Source organism: Sphingomonas sp. S6, assembly GCF_043498045.1.
Classification (GTDB): Bacteria; Pseudomonadota; Alphaproteobacteria; order Sphingomonadales; family Sphingomonadaceae; genus Sphingomonas.
Genome location: NZ_JBIEOE010000001.1, coordinates 199085 through 215422, shown reverse-complemented (window position 1 = coordinate 215422; position 16338 = coordinate 199085). Strand labels below are relative to the sequence as shown.

13 protein-coding genes are annotated in these 16338 nt (G+C 67.1%); 1 reads left to right on the top strand and 12 read right to left on the bottom strand.

The window, feature by feature from the left end; translation table 11 throughout:
• Window positions 1-7: 7 nt before the first annotated feature.
• Both ACGVWT_RS01030 and ACGVWT_RS01025 read right to left on the bottom strand, forming a co-directional pair.
• Window positions 8-940 carry an electron transfer flavoprotein subunit alpha/FixB family protein gene (locus ACGVWT_RS01030; RefSeq protein WP_315462157.1) on the bottom strand — a complete coding sequence of 311 codons (933 nt, stop codon included), beginning with the start codon at window positions 938-940 and terminating at the stop codon, window positions 8-10.
• A 22-nt stretch (window positions 941-962) separates the two neighbouring features.
• Complete coding sequence (locus ACGVWT_RS01025; protein WP_315462158.1) at window positions 963-1712, bottom strand: electron transfer flavoprotein subunit beta/FixA family protein; 750 nt, start codon at window positions 1710-1712, stop codon at window positions 963-965.
• Between the two features lie 165 nt (window positions 1713-1877).
• Here ACGVWT_RS01025 and ACGVWT_RS01020 point away from each other — a divergent pair, with 165 nt between their 5' ends.
• Window positions 1878-2924, top strand: a complete 1047-nt coding sequence (locus tag ACGVWT_RS01020) for a GlxA family transcriptional regulator (protein WP_116462199.1) — start codon at window positions 1878-1880, stop codon at window positions 2922-2924.
• A 1-nt stretch (window position 2925) separates the two neighbouring features.
• Here ACGVWT_RS01020 and ACGVWT_RS01015 read toward each other — a convergent pair whose 3' ends face one another.
• From ACGVWT_RS01015 to betB, 10 genes are all read right to left on the bottom strand, one after another.
• Window positions 2926-3891 (bottom strand): LysR family transcriptional regulator, encoded by a 966-nt coding sequence (locus tag ACGVWT_RS01015; RefSeq protein WP_315462159.1) that lies wholly within the window; start codon window positions 3889-3891, stop codon window positions 2926-2928.
• A gap of 106 nt (window positions 3892-3997) precedes the next feature.
• Entirely contained in the window at window positions 3998-4483 is a 486-nt protein-coding gene (locus ACGVWT_RS01010) for a prolyl-tRNA synthetase associated domain-containing protein (protein WP_315462160.1), read from the bottom strand.
• A gap of 10 nt (window positions 4484-4493) precedes the next feature.
• Window positions 4494-5855, bottom strand: a complete 1362-nt coding sequence (locus ACGVWT_RS01005; RefSeq protein WP_315462161.1) for an L-serine ammonia-lyase — start codon at window positions 5853-5855, stop codon at window positions 4494-4496.
• 3 nt (window positions 5856-5858) lie between these two features.
• Window positions 5859-6398, bottom strand: coding sequence for a sarcosine oxidase subunit gamma family protein (locus ACGVWT_RS01000; protein ID WP_315462162.1), 540 nt, complete (start codon window positions 6396-6398; stop codon window positions 5859-5861).
• Complete coding sequence (locus ACGVWT_RS00995; RefSeq protein WP_315462163.1) at window positions 6391-9372, bottom strand: sarcosine oxidase subunit alpha family protein; 2982 nt, start codon at window positions 9370-9372, stop codon at window positions 6391-6393. The genes ACGVWT_RS01000 and ACGVWT_RS00995 overlap by 8 nt, the downstream gene beginning before the upstream one ends.
• Window positions 9369-9653 (bottom strand): sarcosine oxidase subunit delta, encoded by a 285-nt coding sequence (locus ACGVWT_RS00990; RefSeq protein WP_116462204.1) that lies wholly within the window; start codon window positions 9651-9653, stop codon window positions 9369-9371. Before ACGVWT_RS00990 ends, ACGVWT_RS00995 begins: the two co-directional genes overlap by 4 nt.
• An 11-nt stretch (window positions 9654-9664) precedes the next feature.
• Window positions 9665-10918, bottom strand: coding sequence for a sarcosine oxidase subunit beta family protein (locus tag ACGVWT_RS00985; protein WP_315462164.1), 1254 nt, complete (start codon window positions 10916-10918; stop codon window positions 9665-9667).
• Window positions 10918-12228, bottom strand: a complete 1311-nt coding sequence (glyA, locus tag ACGVWT_RS00980) for a serine hydroxymethyltransferase (RefSeq protein WP_315462305.1) — start codon at window positions 12226-12228, stop codon at window positions 10918-10920. The genes ACGVWT_RS00985 and glyA overlap by 1 nt, the downstream gene beginning before the upstream one ends.
• A 340-nt stretch (window positions 12229-12568) precedes the next feature.
• Window positions 12569-14227 (bottom strand): choline dehydrogenase, encoded by a 1659-nt coding sequence (betA, locus tag ACGVWT_RS00975; protein WP_315462165.1) that lies wholly within the window; start codon window positions 14225-14227, stop codon window positions 12569-12571.
• A 10-nt stretch (window positions 14228-14237) separates the two neighbouring features.
• Window positions 14238-16250 carry a betaine-aldehyde dehydrogenase gene (betB, locus tag ACGVWT_RS00970; RefSeq protein ID WP_394425103.1) on the bottom strand — a complete coding sequence of 671 codons (2013 nt, stop codon included), beginning with the start codon at window positions 16248-16250 and terminating at the stop codon, window positions 14238-14240.
• Between the last annotated feature and the right edge of the window lie 88 nt (window positions 16251-16338).

The window sequence follows — 16338 nt, the reverse complement described above, 5'->3', positions numbered from 1 at the left end:
CGATGGCTCAGAGCTGGCGTTCGAGTTCGGGCAGGACGTCGAACAGGTCTCCGACCAGGCCGTAATCGGCGACCTGGAAGATCGGCGCATCCGCGTCCTTGTTGATCGCGACGATCACCCTGGCGTCCTTCATCCCCGCAAGATGCTGGATCGCGCCGGATATCCCGCAGGCGATGTAGAGATCGGGGGCGACGACCTTGCCCGTCTGGCCGACCTGCCAGTCGTTGGGGGCATAGCCGGCGTCGACCGCCGCACGCGACGCGCCGACCGCCGCGCCCAATTTGTCGGCAAGGGGCAGGATCGTTGCCTGGAACTTCTCCGCCGAACCAAGCGCACGGCCACCCGATACGACGATCCGCGCCGCGCCCAGATCGGGTCGGTCGCTCGCCGCGAACCGGTTCTCGACGAAGCGCGACAGGCCGGCATCGACGGCATCGCCGATCGTGACGACATCGGCCGCGCCATCACCCGATGCCGTCGGCGCGAAGGCCGCCGTGCGGACGGTGACCACCTTCACGGGGTCGCACGATCGCACCGTCTGTATCGCATTGCCGGCGTATATGGGTCGCTTGAATGTGTCGGGCGCGACGACCTCGACCACTTCGGACAGCTGCATCACGTCGAGCAGCGCCGCGACGCGCGGCAGCACGTTCTTGCCGGTGCTGGTCGCGGGTGCGACGATCGCCCCATACTCTTTGGCCAGCGCCACGATCAGCGCGGCGGTCGGCTCGGCCAGTCGATGCTCGAATGCGGGCGCCTCGGCCAGCAGCACCCGGCGCACGCCGGACAGCCGCGCAGCCGCCGCCGCGACCCCTTCCGCGCCAAGCCCCGCGACGAGAATATCGACCGCCCCGCCCATGTTCGACGCGGCGGTCAGCGCCCGCGCGGTCAATTCGGACAGGGAGGCATTATCATGTTCGGCAAGCAGCAGGACGGTCATTTCCGGGCTCTCCCGATCGCGGTCACAGGACACAGGCTTGGGCCTTCAGCGTGTCGGCCAGCTCGGCGATCGATCCGACGCGGACACCCGGTCCGCGCGACGCCGGCTCTTCGGTCGACAGGATCGAGAGGCGCGGCGCGACATCGATCCCGAATTCCTCCAGCGCGCGCTCCTCGAGCGGCTTTTTCTTGGCCTTCATGATGTTGGGCAGCGTCGCATAGCGCGGCTCGTTGAGGCGCAGATCGACCGATACGACTGCGGGCAGCGCGACATCGATCACCTGCAGCCCGCCATCGACCTCCCGCGTCACCGTCGCCCGGCCTTCCGCGATCGCGATGCGGGACGCGAACGTCGCCTGCGACCAGCCCAGCAACGCCGACAGCATCTGTCCGGTCTGGTTGGCATCGTCGTCGATCGCCTGCTTGCCGAGCAGGACGAGGCCGGGCTGCTCGCTGTCCACCACCGCCTTCAGCAGCTTCGCCACCGCGAGCGGCTCGGGCATCTCGCCCGCGCGGATCAGGATCGCGCGGTCCGCGCCTACGGCCAATGCGGTGCGCAGCACGTCCTGCGCCGGTGCCGGGCCGATCGACACGACCAGGATCTCGCTTGCGACCCCCGCCTCTTTCAGACGAACCGCTTCTTCCAGCGCGATCTCATCGAACGGATTGATCGACATCCTCACGTTGGCAAGATCGACACCCGTACCGTCGCCTTTGACGCGAATCTTGACGTTGTGGTCGACCACCCGTTTGACCGGCACCAAGACTTTCATACTGCCGCCCCCCGCCGCGCCCGGAAGCGCGGATATGCAAGATTAGCCTTGAACCTCAGTAGGTTTGCGACAAGCTCTGCGGGGCGGGAAAGGATAATTGCGTCAGACCACCACAAACTCTACGACATGGGGTGCAAGATCTCTCGAACTGGGGCGGGGTGGAGCATGGCGCAATCGGTACTGGACGCGTCCTTGCGCCGTCGGGCTGCGGGGCTGCGATTGTCGGTCGGTTTCATTCTCGCCCGACGGTTTACGCTCTGTGCCTTCGCCAATTTCGTCGACGTGCTGCGCCTTGCCGCGGACGAAGGGGATCGCAGCCGGCACATCGCCTGCGACTGGAAGGTGATATCCGACAATTCGTCGCCGATCCCGTCCAGCTCCGGCATTTCGATCCAGCCCGACGAACAACTCGGCGACCCTGCCCGCTTCGACTATATCGTCGTGGTTGGCGGCCTGATCGACGAGATCGACGGGTTCGGCAGCGAATATACCGCCTATCTCCGCCGGGCCGCCGCGCTCGGGATACCGCTGGTCGGCGTCTGTACCGGTGCCTTCCTGCTCCACGGCGCGGGTCTGCTCGACGGGTATAAATGCTGTGTCAGCTGGTTCCATCATCGCGACTTTCTGGAACAGTTCGACGGCCTCGATCCGGTGTCCGACCGCATCTTCATCGTCGATCGCGATCGGCTGACCTGTTCGGGCGGCGCCAGCTCCGCGCATCTCGCCGCCTATCTGGTCGACCGCCACGTCGGCCGCGCACAGGCGAGCAAGAGCCTGCACATCATGATCATCGACGAGGCGCTGGGCGGTGAGAAGGCGCAGCCTGGCGCCATGCTCAACTATCGCACCGACGATCCGATTGTTTTGCGCGCGTTGCTGATCACGCAGCAGAGCATTGACATGCCCCTGTCGGTCGCGGGCATCGCCGAACGAATGGGCAAGAGCAAGCGGCAGCTCGAGCGCCGGTTCAAGACCGCGCTCGGCGTGTCGCCGCAGGTCGCGTTCATGGACGTGCGTCTGTCGCTGGCGCAGCACATGCTGGAAACCACCGACAAGTCGATCACGGCGATCGCGGTCGAATGTGGCTTCTGCGATTCCTCGCACATGAGCCGCATGTTCCGGCGCCGCTTCGGCCGCTCGCCGCTGGAAGAGCGCGCGTCGCTGTCGGGCGCCCGGCAAGCTGCCGCGCTGCCCCGTGCCGGGGCCGGTTAGGTTATTCGCTCCAGCTCACGCAATTGGCGATCCAGGGCAAGGTGTTGGTCAGCTGCTCCAGCTTGCCGGCCTGCAGCAGCGCGGTCGACCGCGTCGCGATCTCCTGCGGAAGGCCGCCGAACTCGCCCTTGCGTGCGACCAGCTGGATCCGGCGGCGGAAGCTCGCCCGCGGCATCGGCGCTACGCGCAGTTCCGGCAACAGCTCCAGCTGGCTCGCAAGGCACAACGGCGTGGTAATGCTCCATCCGACGCCCGCAGCGACGCTGGACACCTGCTGAAACGTCGAATCCACTTCGATCACGTTGGGCATTTGCATCCGCATCCGCGACAACTGCCTCTCAATCCGCTGCCCCATCGCCGACAGTAGCGAATAGCGCACGAGCGGGAGATCCGTCAGCGTTTCGATCGGCTCCAGCGGGCCCGCATAATCCGCCGGCGCGATGATGACGAAGGCCTCGTCCATGATCGGAAAGTGTTCGACCTCCTCCAGATTTTCGAGCTGGCTCGACCCCGTAATGAGGAGGTCAATGCTCCGCGACAGGAACTCGCGCTGCTGCATGAGCGATATACCCGATCGCATCTGCCAGCGTAGCGCGCGCGGACCAACCGCCTTCAACAGCGGCGCGGTCAGGTGATTGGCGAGGCTTTCGGCCATTGCGATCGTGATGCAATCCGCCGGCCGGGCGGTTTCGTCGCGCACCTCACGCGCCAGCAGCTTCGCCGCGGCGATCAGCTCGCCGCCATCCCGCCGCAGCAGCTTGCCCGCCGGCGTCAGCGCCACCGGGCGCATCGTACGATCGAACAGGCGGGCACCTAGCGCTTGCTCCAGTTTCGAAATCGTCTGAGACACGGCCGATTGCGTCATGCCCAAATGCCGTGCGCTTTGCGTCATCCCCCCGAGTTCGGCGGTGAGGATAAAGACCTCCACCGAATTGAGGTCAAAGCCGGATGACAGCTTGGTGGACATGATCGGCCTTTTCAGTGTCCCCTATCCGCGATGCGGACGTTCATTGTGATCCGCGCGATAGTGCGCCAACGTCGCTGACCGCATCCGCATGACCCCGCTTGACCGATCAAGGAAGCGGTACGGTGCGCACAGAGTGTCCGCGCGCTTCGAGCCACGTCACGAGAGCGGCGAAGGGCATCGCGACGGTCGCGGTGTTCCGCAACGGATGCACGGCGATCCGTTCAGACCCGGCGAATGCGGCGTCGAACACCAGCGAGACCTCACCAGGCGTCGTATTCGCGATCGCGAGCGGCGTCACCGAACCGGGCGAGACGCCGAGCACCTGCTCCATCTCGTCCGCCTTGCCGAACGAGAATTTGCCCGCCCCGAGCAGCTCCGCAAAGGCCTTCAAATCGGCACGCCGATCGCTTGGCAGGACGATCAACCACAGTCGCTTGTGCTTATCCTTCAGGAACAGATTCTTCGTATGCGCCGCTGGCAACGCGTCATGAATCGCGGTGCTTTGGTCGACGGTGTAGACGGGGGGATGTTCAATCGTCTCGGTGGCGATGCCGGCGCGGGCGAATTCTGCGTATAATTCGTCTTCGGTCATGATCCACCATTCAGCATTCGGGGAAATTCACGGCAAGGCCGCCCTGCGACGTTTCCTTGTATTTGGCGTGCATGTCGGTGCCGGTGCGCATCATCGTTTCGATGACCTGATCGAGTGACACGATATGCTTGCCGTCGCCGCGCAGCGCGAGGGAGGCGGCGTTGATCGCCTTGACGGCGCCGAAGGCGTTGCGTTCGATACAGGGCACTTGGACCAGCCCCGCGATCGGATCGCAGGTCATGCCCAGATGATGCTCCATCGCGATCTCGGCGGCATTCTCCACCTGCAGGTCGGTCGCGCCCATCACCGCGGCGAGCCCCGCAGCGGCCATCGCGCTCGCCGTCCCCACCTCGCCCTGGCACCCGACCTCCGCGCCCGAGATCGAGGCGTTGAGCTTGGTCAGCACGCCGATCGCGCTGGCGGTGAGGAGCATATCGTGCATCCCCGCACGGTCGGCGCCGGGCCAGAAGTCGCGATAATAGCGCAGCACCGCCGGCACGACACCTGCCGCACCATTCGTCGGCGCGGTTACGACCCGGCCACCCGCCGCATTCTCCTCGTTCACCGCGATCGCGAACAGGCTGACATGGTCCATGATGCTGTGCGGCGCCTGGCGGTTACGGAAGCGATCACCGTCCAATTTCTGCCGCAGCGGCCGGGCGCGGCGCGGCACCTTTAGCCGGCCCGGCAATATGCCATCGGTCTGCATCCCCCTGTCGATACAGGTCATCATCACATCGATGACGCGATCAAGATAGGCGTCGAGCTCCGCCGCCGACGTGCGCGACAATTCGTTCGCGCGCATCACCTCTGCGATACTGAGGCCATGGCAACGGCAGATGGCGAGCAATTCCTCGGCGCGTCGGAAAGGGAACGGCGGCGGCGCCTCATGCTCCTCCAGCGTGGCGTCGCCGACCAGATCCTCGCGCACGATGAAGCCGCCGCCGATCGAGCACCAGCGTTCGCTCACCACGACGGCACCGTCCGCATCAAAAGCGGTGAAGCGCAGCGTGTTGGGATGGACAGGCGTCTCGCTGTCGCGGTCGAACACGATGTCGGTTTCGGGATCGAAGGCGATGGCGCGACCCGCAACGATCAGGCTGCGATCGTCCCGCGCCTGCTCCACCACGCGGTCGATCTGCTCCGGCTCGATGGTGTCGGGCAAAAAGCCCGCAAGACCCAACACGACCGCCTTGTCGGTCGCATGACCCGCACCCGTCCAGGCGAGCGAGCCGAGCAGATCGCAGCGGATGCGGGCGAAGGCCGAACCGCGCAAGGTGCTGGCGAAATCGTGGGCGGCCCGCATCGGCCCGACGGTGTGCGACGACGACGGCCCGATGCCGATACGAAACAGGTCCCGTACGCCGAGCATCCCTTACGCCTCGGCCTCGGCGATCCGCAGCAGCCCTTCGACATAGCGGGCGAACGACCGCCACACCTCGAGGTGAAAGCGATCGGGCGCACGGCGCCACAGGACGATTTCCGCCTTGTCGTACATCGTGCGGGTACACATGCCGACGGGGAAGGCGCGGAGCGACAGGTCCAGCGCGCAGCCGCTCGCCAACAGCGTCTCCGCGCCGACGGCGCCGTCGATCACCTCCAGCGCGACCTGGCGGTGGCTGACGTCGACGAGCGAGCACAGCGCATCGCCCAGCCGCGACTGCAACGAGGCTACCCAATCGTCCGTCGCGCTCGGCGTCAGCAGCAGCCATTCGTCCGGCCCGAGCCACAGCGCCGACAGCCCGGCAGCATCGGCGGACCGACAGGCCTCGATCGGCAACGCGACGCCCAGACGCGCCGCGACCGTGTCGATCATCGTCGCCGGGCAGCGCAAGACGGCGCGGCCGGCATGCCCCACCCGGCGGATCGACGCGGTGCCGGCGGTGAAGGGCGTGGCAGGAGACAGGTCAGACATCGATGCGGGTGCCTTCCGGATCGTAGAAGATGGGCGAGACGACTTGCACCGCGATCGGCCCTGCCGGCATCGGGACATGCAGCATTTCGCCGAGCCGCGCGCGACCGCCACGCACAAGCGCCAGCGCGATCGGCGCGTTCACCGCCTCGCTGTAATAGGCCGAGGTGACATGACCGATCGGCGTCGTGGCGGCGGCCGGCGTGACGATCTGTGCGCCCTCCTCCAGCACCGTGCGGCCATCGACGGTCCTGAGGCCGACCAACTGCTTGCGATCGGGCGCGGACATCGCCGGGCGCGCCAGCGAACGCTTGCCGACGAAATCGGGTTTGGCCTTGCCGATCGCCCAGGAGAGGCCGACGTCGTCGGGGGTCACGGTGCCATCGGTTTCCTGGCCGACGATGATATAACCCTTTTCCGCGCGCAGGACGTGCATCGTCTCGGTGCCATAGGGAACCATGTCGAACGGCTTGCCCCGCTCCCAGATCGCCTCCCATACCATGCGGCCATAACCGCTCGGCACGTTCACCTCGAAGCCCAGCTCGCCCGTGAAGCTGACCCGCATCAGCCGCATCGGCACGCCGCAGATGCGCGCGTCGGCAATGCTCATATGCGGGAAGGCCTCGGCCGAGACATCCAGCCCCTCGATCAGCGGCGCGATCACCTCACGCGCGCGCGGGCCCTGTACGGCGATGACCGACCATTGCTCGGTGGTGGAGGTCAGCCAGACGTTGAGGTCGGGCCATTCGGTCTGGAGATAGTCCTCCATCATGTTCAGCACGCGCGCCGCGCCGCCGGTGGTGGTGGTGACGTGGAAGCGATCCGCCGCCAGCCGCCCGACCACGCCGTCGTCCATCACGAACCCGTCCTCGCGCAGCAGCACGCCGTAGCGACACTTGCCGACGCCCAGCTTGGTCCAGGCGTTGACGAAGAAGCGGTTCATGAATTCGGCCGCATCCGGGCCGACCACTTCGATCTTGCCCAGCGTCGAGGCATCGAAGATGCCGACGCCCTGGCGGACTGCTACGCACTCGCGGTTGACCGCCGCATGCATGTCCTCGCCAGCGCGCGGGAAGTAGTGCGCGCGTCGCCAGTTGCCGACATCCTCGAACGCGGCGCCGTGCGCCTTAGCCCAGTCGTTGATCGCTGTGATCCGCGCCGGATCGAACAGGTCGCCGCGCGCATGGCCCGCCAGCGTGCCGAAGGTGACCGGCGTATAGGGCGAGCGGAAGGTGGTCAGCCCGATCTCCGGGATCGACCGCCCGGTCGCCTCCGACACGATGCCCAGCGCGTTGATGTTGGACAGCTTGCCTTGGTCGGTCGCCATGCCGGTGGTGGTGTAGCGTTTGACATGCTCGATCGACAGGAACCCCTCGCGCGTGGCGAGCATGATGTCCTTGGCGGTCACGTCATTCTGCCAATCGACGAACGCCTTGGCCTTCGTCAGGTCGCTCGTCGTGGGCGCAGCGCCCATATAGCCGCCCACGCCTTGGAGGTGGCGGACGAACACGGCGGGCACCGATGCCGGCGCGGAGGGGGCGAAGCCCGCGGCCGACGCTGCGTCGCGTCCGGCGTCGATCCCGTCGGCGATCGCCTCCGCCAGCGCGAAGCGGCCGCGACACGCACCCGCCGATCGCTCCGCCTCGGCGGAGACGGACGGCAGATAGGCTTGGAGCCCCTCGTCCCAGGCGAGCTTTCCGCGCGACTGCGAGAAGAGGTGAACGCTGGGGGTGAAGCCGCCCGCCATCAGCACCGCATTACAGGGATAACGGCGCGTCGCACCATCGCCGGTGATGGTGATCGACGCGACGCGTAGACCGCCGGTCGTCCCGTCGATCTTCGCATCGGTGACGACCGGCAGGCCCGCCAGCCGTGCCGCCTCCGACACGGCGGAGCGTGGGCGGATATCCGCGACTGCCGCGATGGTGACGCCCGCCGCCGCCATTTCCTGCGCGACGCGATAGGCGTTGTCATGCGCGCCGACGATCACGATCGTCCGCCCCACCGCGACGCCATATTGCTGCAGGTAGGTGCGCGCCGCATCCGCTAGCATGATGCCGGGACGGTCGTTGTCGGGGAACACCAGCGGGCGCTCGATCGCGCCGGTCGCGAGCACCACCTGCGCCGCGCGCACCTGCCACAGCCGCTCGCGCGGGCGGCCCTGCGCCGGCGACGCGAGGTGATCGGTCAGCTTCTCGGTCAGGCCGATCCAATTGTGCGGATAATAGCCGAAGGCGATCGTGCGCGGCAGTAACGTGACGTTGGGCAGCGCGGCGAGCGCCGCCAGTGCGTCGTCCAGCCAGTCGGCCGCCGGATGGCCCGCGATCACGGTATCGACCGCCGCCAGCAGCGACCCGCCGAGCCGCGCGCGATCGTCGCACAGGATCACCCGCGCGCCGGTCTCCGCCGCCTCGCGCGCCGCGACGATCCCGGCGGGGCCACCGCCGATCACCAGGACGTCGCAATGGACGTAGCGCTGCGTATAATGATCGGGATCGGGATCGGACGGTGCGACGCCCAGCCCCGCCGCCTCGCGAATGCGCGGCTCGTACAGACGATCCCACGCCTTCTTCGGCCACATGAACGTCTTGTAGTAGAAGCCCGCCGGGATGAAGCGGCTGAGCAGCTTGTCGTTGACCGCCATGCGGTCATTCTCGAGGCTGGGGTGCCGGTTCTGGCTGACCGCGTCGAGGCCGTCATACAGCTCAACCTGCGTCGCCAGCAGATTGGGCGTGTAGCGCGCGCGGTCGCGCCGGACGCCGACCAGCGCATTGGGCTCGTCCGCGCCTGCGCCCAGAACGCCACGCGGGCGGTGATATTTGAACGATCGGCCGACCAGATGCACGCCGTTCGCGAGCAACGCGGAGGCGAGCGTATCCCCCTCCTGCCCCGCATAGCGTTTGCCGTCGAAGGTGAAGTGGATCGTCGTGTCGCGGATCACGGTGCCGCGCGCGATCCGGTGATCGGCGGTCTTCATGCGCAATCCACCTCCGGGGGCTGTTCGCCGACCTTGTACGTCGCCAGGAAAACGTCGCTTCGCGTGTCGCGGATGGCGTTGAAGAAGCGCCCGCACCCGTGCAGGTGCCGCCACCGCTCGGCATGCGCGCCCTTCGGGTTGGAGCGCGTATAGAGATACGTCGTCCAATCCTCGTCATTCAGGTCGGCCGGGCGCACGGGGCGGTCGATATGCGCCTCGCCGGCGTAGCTGAACTCCAGCTCGGGCCGCTGGCCGCAATAGGGGCAGGTGATGAGCAGCATCGGTGCGCCTCTCAGTGGGCGACGGCGGCGGCGGCCGCCTCGTCGATCATATAGCCGTCGCGGAAGCGCTCGATCGTATAGGGCGCGTTGATGGCATGCGGCGCGTCGTGCGCGATCGTATGGGCGAGCAGATGCGCCGCGCCCGGCGTCGCCTTGAACCCGCCGGTGCCCCAGCCGCAGTTAACGTACAGGCCGGGAACGGGCGTCTTGGCGATGATCGGCGAACGATCCGGCGTCACGTCGACGATACCGCCCCAGCTGCGCAGCATCCGCATCCGGCGGAACTGCGGGAAGAGCTCGCAAATCGCTTCCAGCGTGTGGGTCGCGATGTGCAGCCCGCCGCGCTGGGTATAGCTGGTATAGGCGTCGGTCCCCGCGCCGATCACCAGCTCGCCCTTGTCCGACTGGCTCATATAGGCGTGGATGGTGTTGGACATGACGACGCAGGGGAAGATCGGCTTCACTGGCTCCGACACCAAGGCCTGGAGCGGGTAGCTTTCCAGTGGCAGGCGGACGCCCGCCATGCCCAGCACGACGCTGGTGTGCCCCGCCGCCGAGACGCCGATCCGCTTCGAGGCGATGAAGCCGCGCGTCGTCTCCACCCCCGACACGGCGCCCGATGCATCGCGGCGGATGCCCGTCACTTCGCAATTCTCGATGATGTCGACGCCCAGCGCGTCGGCGGCGCGGGCATAGCCCCAGGCGACCGCATCGTGCCGCGCCGTACCGCCGCGCCGCTGCAACGCCGCGCCCAACACCGGATAGCGCATATTGGGTTCGATATTCAGCGGCGGGCAGAAGGCCTTGGCCTCTTCGGGCGTCAGCCATTCATTGTCGACGCCGTTGATCCGATTGGCGTGGACGTGGCGCTTGAACACCTGCACGTCGTGGATGTTGTGCGCCAGCATCATCACGCCGCGCTGCGAGAACATGACGTTGTAGTTGAGCTCCTGGCTCAACCCCTCCCACATCTTGAGCGCATGGTCGTAGAGCGCCGCGCTCTCGTCGAAGAGATAGTTGGAGCGGATGATCGTCGTGTTGCGGCCGGTATTGCCGCCACCGATCCAGCCCTTTTCCACCACCGCGACGTTGCGCATCCCGAACTGGCTGGCGAGATAATAGGCCGCGCCCAGCCCGTGCCCGCCGCCACCGACGATGATCGCGTCATAGGAGGGCTTCGGCGCGGCATTGCGCCATTGGGGCTTCCACCCCTTGTGACCGCCAAGCCCCTGTCGGAACAGCGCGAATGCAGAAAAGCGCTGCATCAGCCGCGCGCCGTGTCGTAGATCGGAAAGCGATCGCACAGGGCGATCACGTCGGCCCGCACCGCATCGATCAGCGCCGGGGGCACCTCCCCCTCCGACGCGGCGTCGAGGATGCGGTTGATGAGGCGTCCGACTTGCTGGACGGCGGCGACGTCGAACCCGCGGCTGGTCAGGGCGCCGCTCCCCAGGCGAATGCCGGATGTCACAGCGGGTTTCTCCGGATCGAACGGGATGCCGTTCTTGTTGCAGGTGATGCCGGCCTCATCGAGGACCAGCTCGGCGCGCTTGCCGGTCAGCCCCTTGGGGCGCAGGTCGACCAGGACGATATGCGTATCGGTGCCGCCCGAGACGATCGAATAGCCGTTGGCGGACAGCACGGCGGCCAGCGCCTGGGCATTCTCGACCACGCGGCGCGCATAGTCCTTGAAGGACGGCCGCAGCGCCTCGCCGAACGCCACCGCCTTGGCGGCGATGACATGTTCCAGCGGGCCACCCTGGATGCCGGGGAAGATCGCCGAGTTGAACTTCTTGGCGAGCGCCTCGTCATTGGTCAGGATCATGCCGCCGCGCGGGCCGCGTAGCGTCTTGTGCGTCGTCGTGGTGACGACATGCGCATGGTCGAGCGGGTTGGGATGCACGCCGCCCGCGACCAGCCCGGCAAAATGCGCCATGTCGACCATCAGCAGCGCGTCGACCGAGTCCGCGATCTCCCGGAACCGCGCAAAGTCGATTTGGCGCGGATAGGCCGATCCGCCCGCGATGATCAGCTTCGGGTGATATTCGCGCGCCAGCTCGGCGACCGCGTCATAGTCGATCCGCTGATCCTCCTCGCGCACGCCGTAGGGGATTGCGTTCAGCCACTTGCCCGAGAAGGTCGGCGCTGCGCCATGGGTCAAGTGCCCGCCGTGCGCGAGGCTCATGCCCATCAGCGTCTCGCCCGGCTTCATCAGCGCGAACTGGACCGCCATATTGGCCTGCGCGCCCGAGTGCGGCTGGACGTTGGCGAACTTGGCGCCGAAGAGCCGGCACGCGCGATCGATCGCCAGTTGTTCGGTGACGTCGACATGCTCGCACCCGCCATAATAGCGGCGCCCCGGATAGCCCTCGGCATATTTGTTGGTCAGCACCGAGCCCTGCGCCTGCAAGACCGCGGTGGAGACGATATTCTCCGACGCGATCAGCTCCAGCTTGTCGCGCTGCCGCCCGAGTTCGGCGTTGATGGCCGCATCGACTTCGGGATCCGCCTCGCTCAACGCACCGCCGAAAAACGCCCCCGCTGCATAGGCCGGATCGGCGTCACCGCTGCGCATGCTCATCTCCGCCATGATGGCTCCCCCGTCATCGTCGAGCGCAGGATGAGGGCTCGTCGCGCGAACCGCCGGGACAAGGGCGTCGCGGGGCGCGCAGATTTGCGACACCGCCATCGGGGCGGGCAAGTGACGAGGGACAGACGCAAAACGTCGGGCGCAGACCTGCGGCCGCGCCTGACGTTGCGATGCTGTGGATGACGCATTCTGCGCCGGGGCAAGCTTAGAACGGCGCCGGATCGGCGATGCCCTGCAGCGCGTGCGTCGCCCTTCCGCCAAGGTACGATTCAAGCCCCGCTCATCGCCCGCACGGCGATGCGGGCAATGGCGCGCTGGCCCGTCGCTAGCGCTGTCGCGCCTGCCAGCCCTCGGCCCGATAATATTCCGCGTTCGAGGCGGACAGCGCCGGGCGACCCAGGATGTGATCGGCTGCCTTCTCGCCGATCATGATCGTCGGCGCGTTGAGGTTACCGGTCGTAATCGACGGCATCACCGATGAATCGACGACGCGCAGGCCCTCGATGCCATGAACCCGCAGCATCGGGTCGACCACCGCCATCGGGTTCGACGCCTCCCCCATCGCGCAGGAACAGGACGGATGGTAGGCGCTTTCGACATGCGTGCGGACGAACGCATCGATCGCCGCATCGTCGGTGATGTCCGCACCAGGCTGGATCTCGCGCCCGGCGTACGGCGCCATCGCCGGCTGCGCGAAGATCTCGCGCGTCAGGCGGACGCACGCGCGCATCTCCGTCCAATCGTCCGGATGGCTCATATAGTTGAAGCGGATCGACGGCTTGTCCGCCGGATTGGCGCTGCGCAGCCGGACATGGCCGCGGCTCTTCGATCGCATCGGCCCGACATGCGCCTGGAAGCCATGGCCGGTCGCGAGCGACGACCCGTCGTAGCTGACCGCCAGCGGCAGGAAGTGATATTGGATGTCCGGATAGGCCACGCCGGCACGGCTGCGGATAAAGCCGCAGCTTTCGAAGTGATTGGTCGCACCCAATCCGCTTTTCCCGAACAGCCAGCGCGCACCGATCAGCGCCTTCCGCAAGGGATGCATCGCCGGGTAGAGGGTGATCGGCTGCTTGGATTCGATCTGGAAATAGAATTCCAGATGGTCCTGCAAATTCTCGCCAACGCCGGGAAGATGATGGACCGGCGTAATCCCATGCGCCTGCAATTCGTCGGCCGGGCCGATCCCCGACAGCTTCAGCAATTGCGGCGAATTGATCGGCCCGCCCGCCAGGATCACCTCGCGCCGGGCGTGGGCGAGCGTCTCCACGCCGTTGCGGCGATAGACGATTCCCGTCGCCCGCCGCCCGTCGAACACGATGCGACTGGCCAGCGCATGGGTCACCACCGTCAGGTTCGGGCGCCGCATCGCCGGTTTGAGATAGGCACTGGCCGCGCTCCAGCGGCGTCCGCGATGGACGGTCATGTCCATCCGGCCGAAGCCTTCCTGCTGGTAGCCGTTGATGTCCGCCGTCTCGGGATAGCCGGCTTCGCGCGCGGCATCGACGAAGGCACGGTATAAAGGATTGGCCAATCGGCCATATTGCGTGTGGAGCGGCCCGGCGTCGCCGCGCCATGCGTCCCCGCCTTCCTGCCGCGTTTCCGCGCGCCGGAAATAGGGCAGCACATGGCGATAGCCCCAGCCGGTCGCCCCCTCCCCTTCCCAGCGATCAAAATCGGCGGGATTGCCACGCACATAGACCATGCCGTTGATCGAGGAGGATCCGCCGATCACCCTGCCGCGCGGCGTGTGCAGCCGCCGACCGTCCAGATGCGGCTCCGGCTCCGTCTCATATTGCCAATTGTATCGCGCCATGTTCATCGGGATCGACAGCGCGCTGGGCATTTGGATGAAGACCGATCGGTCGGATCCGCCCTGTTCGAGCACCAGCACGCTGTGTCGGCCGTCCTCGGTCAGCCGCGCGGCGAGCACGCAACCCGCCGATCCGGCGCCGACGATGATGTAATCGAAGCTGTCGGTCATCCGCGGCACCTCAATAGGGGCAGTCGATGTCGGTCATGGCGACATAGACGCTCTTCAGACGGGTATAATGTTCGATCGCGGCCAGCCCGTTTTCGCGCCCGAGGCCAGAGGCCTTGTAGCCGCCGAACGGAAGCTCGATCGGTGTGATGTTGTACTGGTTGATCCAGCACGTCCCGGCCTCCAGCCGCGCGATCACGCGATGCGCGCGCGTGATGTCGGCGGTGAAGACCCCGGCGGCCAGCCCGAATTCGGTCGCATTGGCGCGGGCCACCACCTCGTCCTCATCGTCGAACGGCAGCACCGTCATGACCGGGCCAAACACCTCGTCGCGCACGATCGAGGCGCGGTCGTCCTGCGCGACGAAGATCGTCGGCGCGACGAACCAGCCGCGCGCCAGATCCCCCTCGGTCAGCCGCTTGCCACCCGCCAGCAGCCGCACGCCCTCCCGCCGCGCGCGCTCGATATGGCCGAGCACGATGTTCATCTGCGTCTCGGACACCAGGGGGCCGATCTGCGTGGCGGGATCGAGCGGATCGCCGACGACGAGGCGCGCGGTGCGCACCGCTAGCCGCTCCAAAAAGTCGTTCAGCACCGATCGGTGGACGAAGACGCGGGTGCCGTTCGAACAGACCTGACCGGTGGAATAGAAGTTGGCGAGCATCGCGCCGGACACCGCATTGTCGAGCGCGGCATCCTCGAACACGATCAGCGGCGACTTGCCGCCCAGCTCCAGCGTCACCGCCTTCAGCCCCGGCGCGGCCGCCGCCATCACCGCCCGCCCCGTCGGCACCGATCCGGTCAGCGAAACCTTGGCGATGTCCTTATGGGTGACGAGCGCGCGGCCGAGCGGACCATAGCCCTGCACGACCTGGAATATGCCATCCGGAAACCCCGCGTCGCGGAACACCGACTCCAGCGCCGCCGCGGTCAGCGGCGTCTGTTCGGCGGGCTTAAAGATCATCGCGTTGCCGCACGCCAGCGCCGGCGCCGCCTTCCAACAGGCGATCTGCAACGGATAGTTCCATGCGCCGATACCCGCGACGACGCCCAGCGGCTCGCGCCGGGTATAGCCGAACGCCTCCGCGCCCAGATCCAGATGCTGCCCCGCCACCGTCGCGGCGACGCCCGCGTAATATTCCAGGCAATCGGCGCCGGACAGGACGTCGACCGCTTCGGTCTCCTGTACGGGTTTGCCGGTGTTGAGCGTTTCGATCCGCGCCAATTCGACGTTGCGCTCCCGCAGGATATCGGCGGCACGACGCAGGATGCGCCCGCGCTCGCGCGGCGCCAGCGCCGCCCATCCCGGTTGCGCGGCGCGGGCGCGGGCGATGGCCGCGTCCAGCGCGGGCGTGTCCGTCACCGCGATCCGCGCGAGCGCCTCTCCCGTCGCGGGATTGCACGGCACGATCTCGCGGCGCGGCGGCGCGGCGGACGGGATGGCGGCGAGGCGGCTGTCGACGAACGATCCCAACAGCAGGCGCGCGCTGTCGCCGTCGATCTCGCTCCACCCGGACAGCGCGCCACGCAGCCATACGCCATCGATCATCGCCGCGATCGTGGCCGCGAGCGCCGGCGCCTCCTCGGCCGGCACCAGCGCGCGGAGCGGATGGCGCAGGTTGGACAGCATGCGGCGCTGATAGACGCGCTGGATGCGGAACAGGCGGGGCTGGTGCCGGACATGCCCCCAGAAGGCGAGCCAGACCTTGCTGGTCGCGCCGTCGAGTTCCTCGGGCGCCAGATTCGTGTCGATCACCGCCTGCAGCCGCTCGCGCGGCCCCTCTGCCTGCGCGAGGCGAAGGCGCAGCCTGGCGCCAAGCCGCGTGGTCAGCAGGCGGAACGCGGCCTCTAGCAGCCCTTCCTTGTCGCCGAAATAATGCGCCACCAGCCCGGGCGATACGCCCGTGCGCCCGGCGATCTGGATCAGCGTCGTGCCGACGAACCCGACCTCCGCCAGACTGTCGATCGTCATTTCGACGAGCTGTCTGGCACGACCATCATCAGCGATCGGCGAAGAGCGGGGCATAAGCAACATATCCTGATTGGGTGTTCAATGTGGGAGCGACTCGGCCTGCGATCGGCCGTGATTCGGCGCGCGCCCGATTGAATGCAGT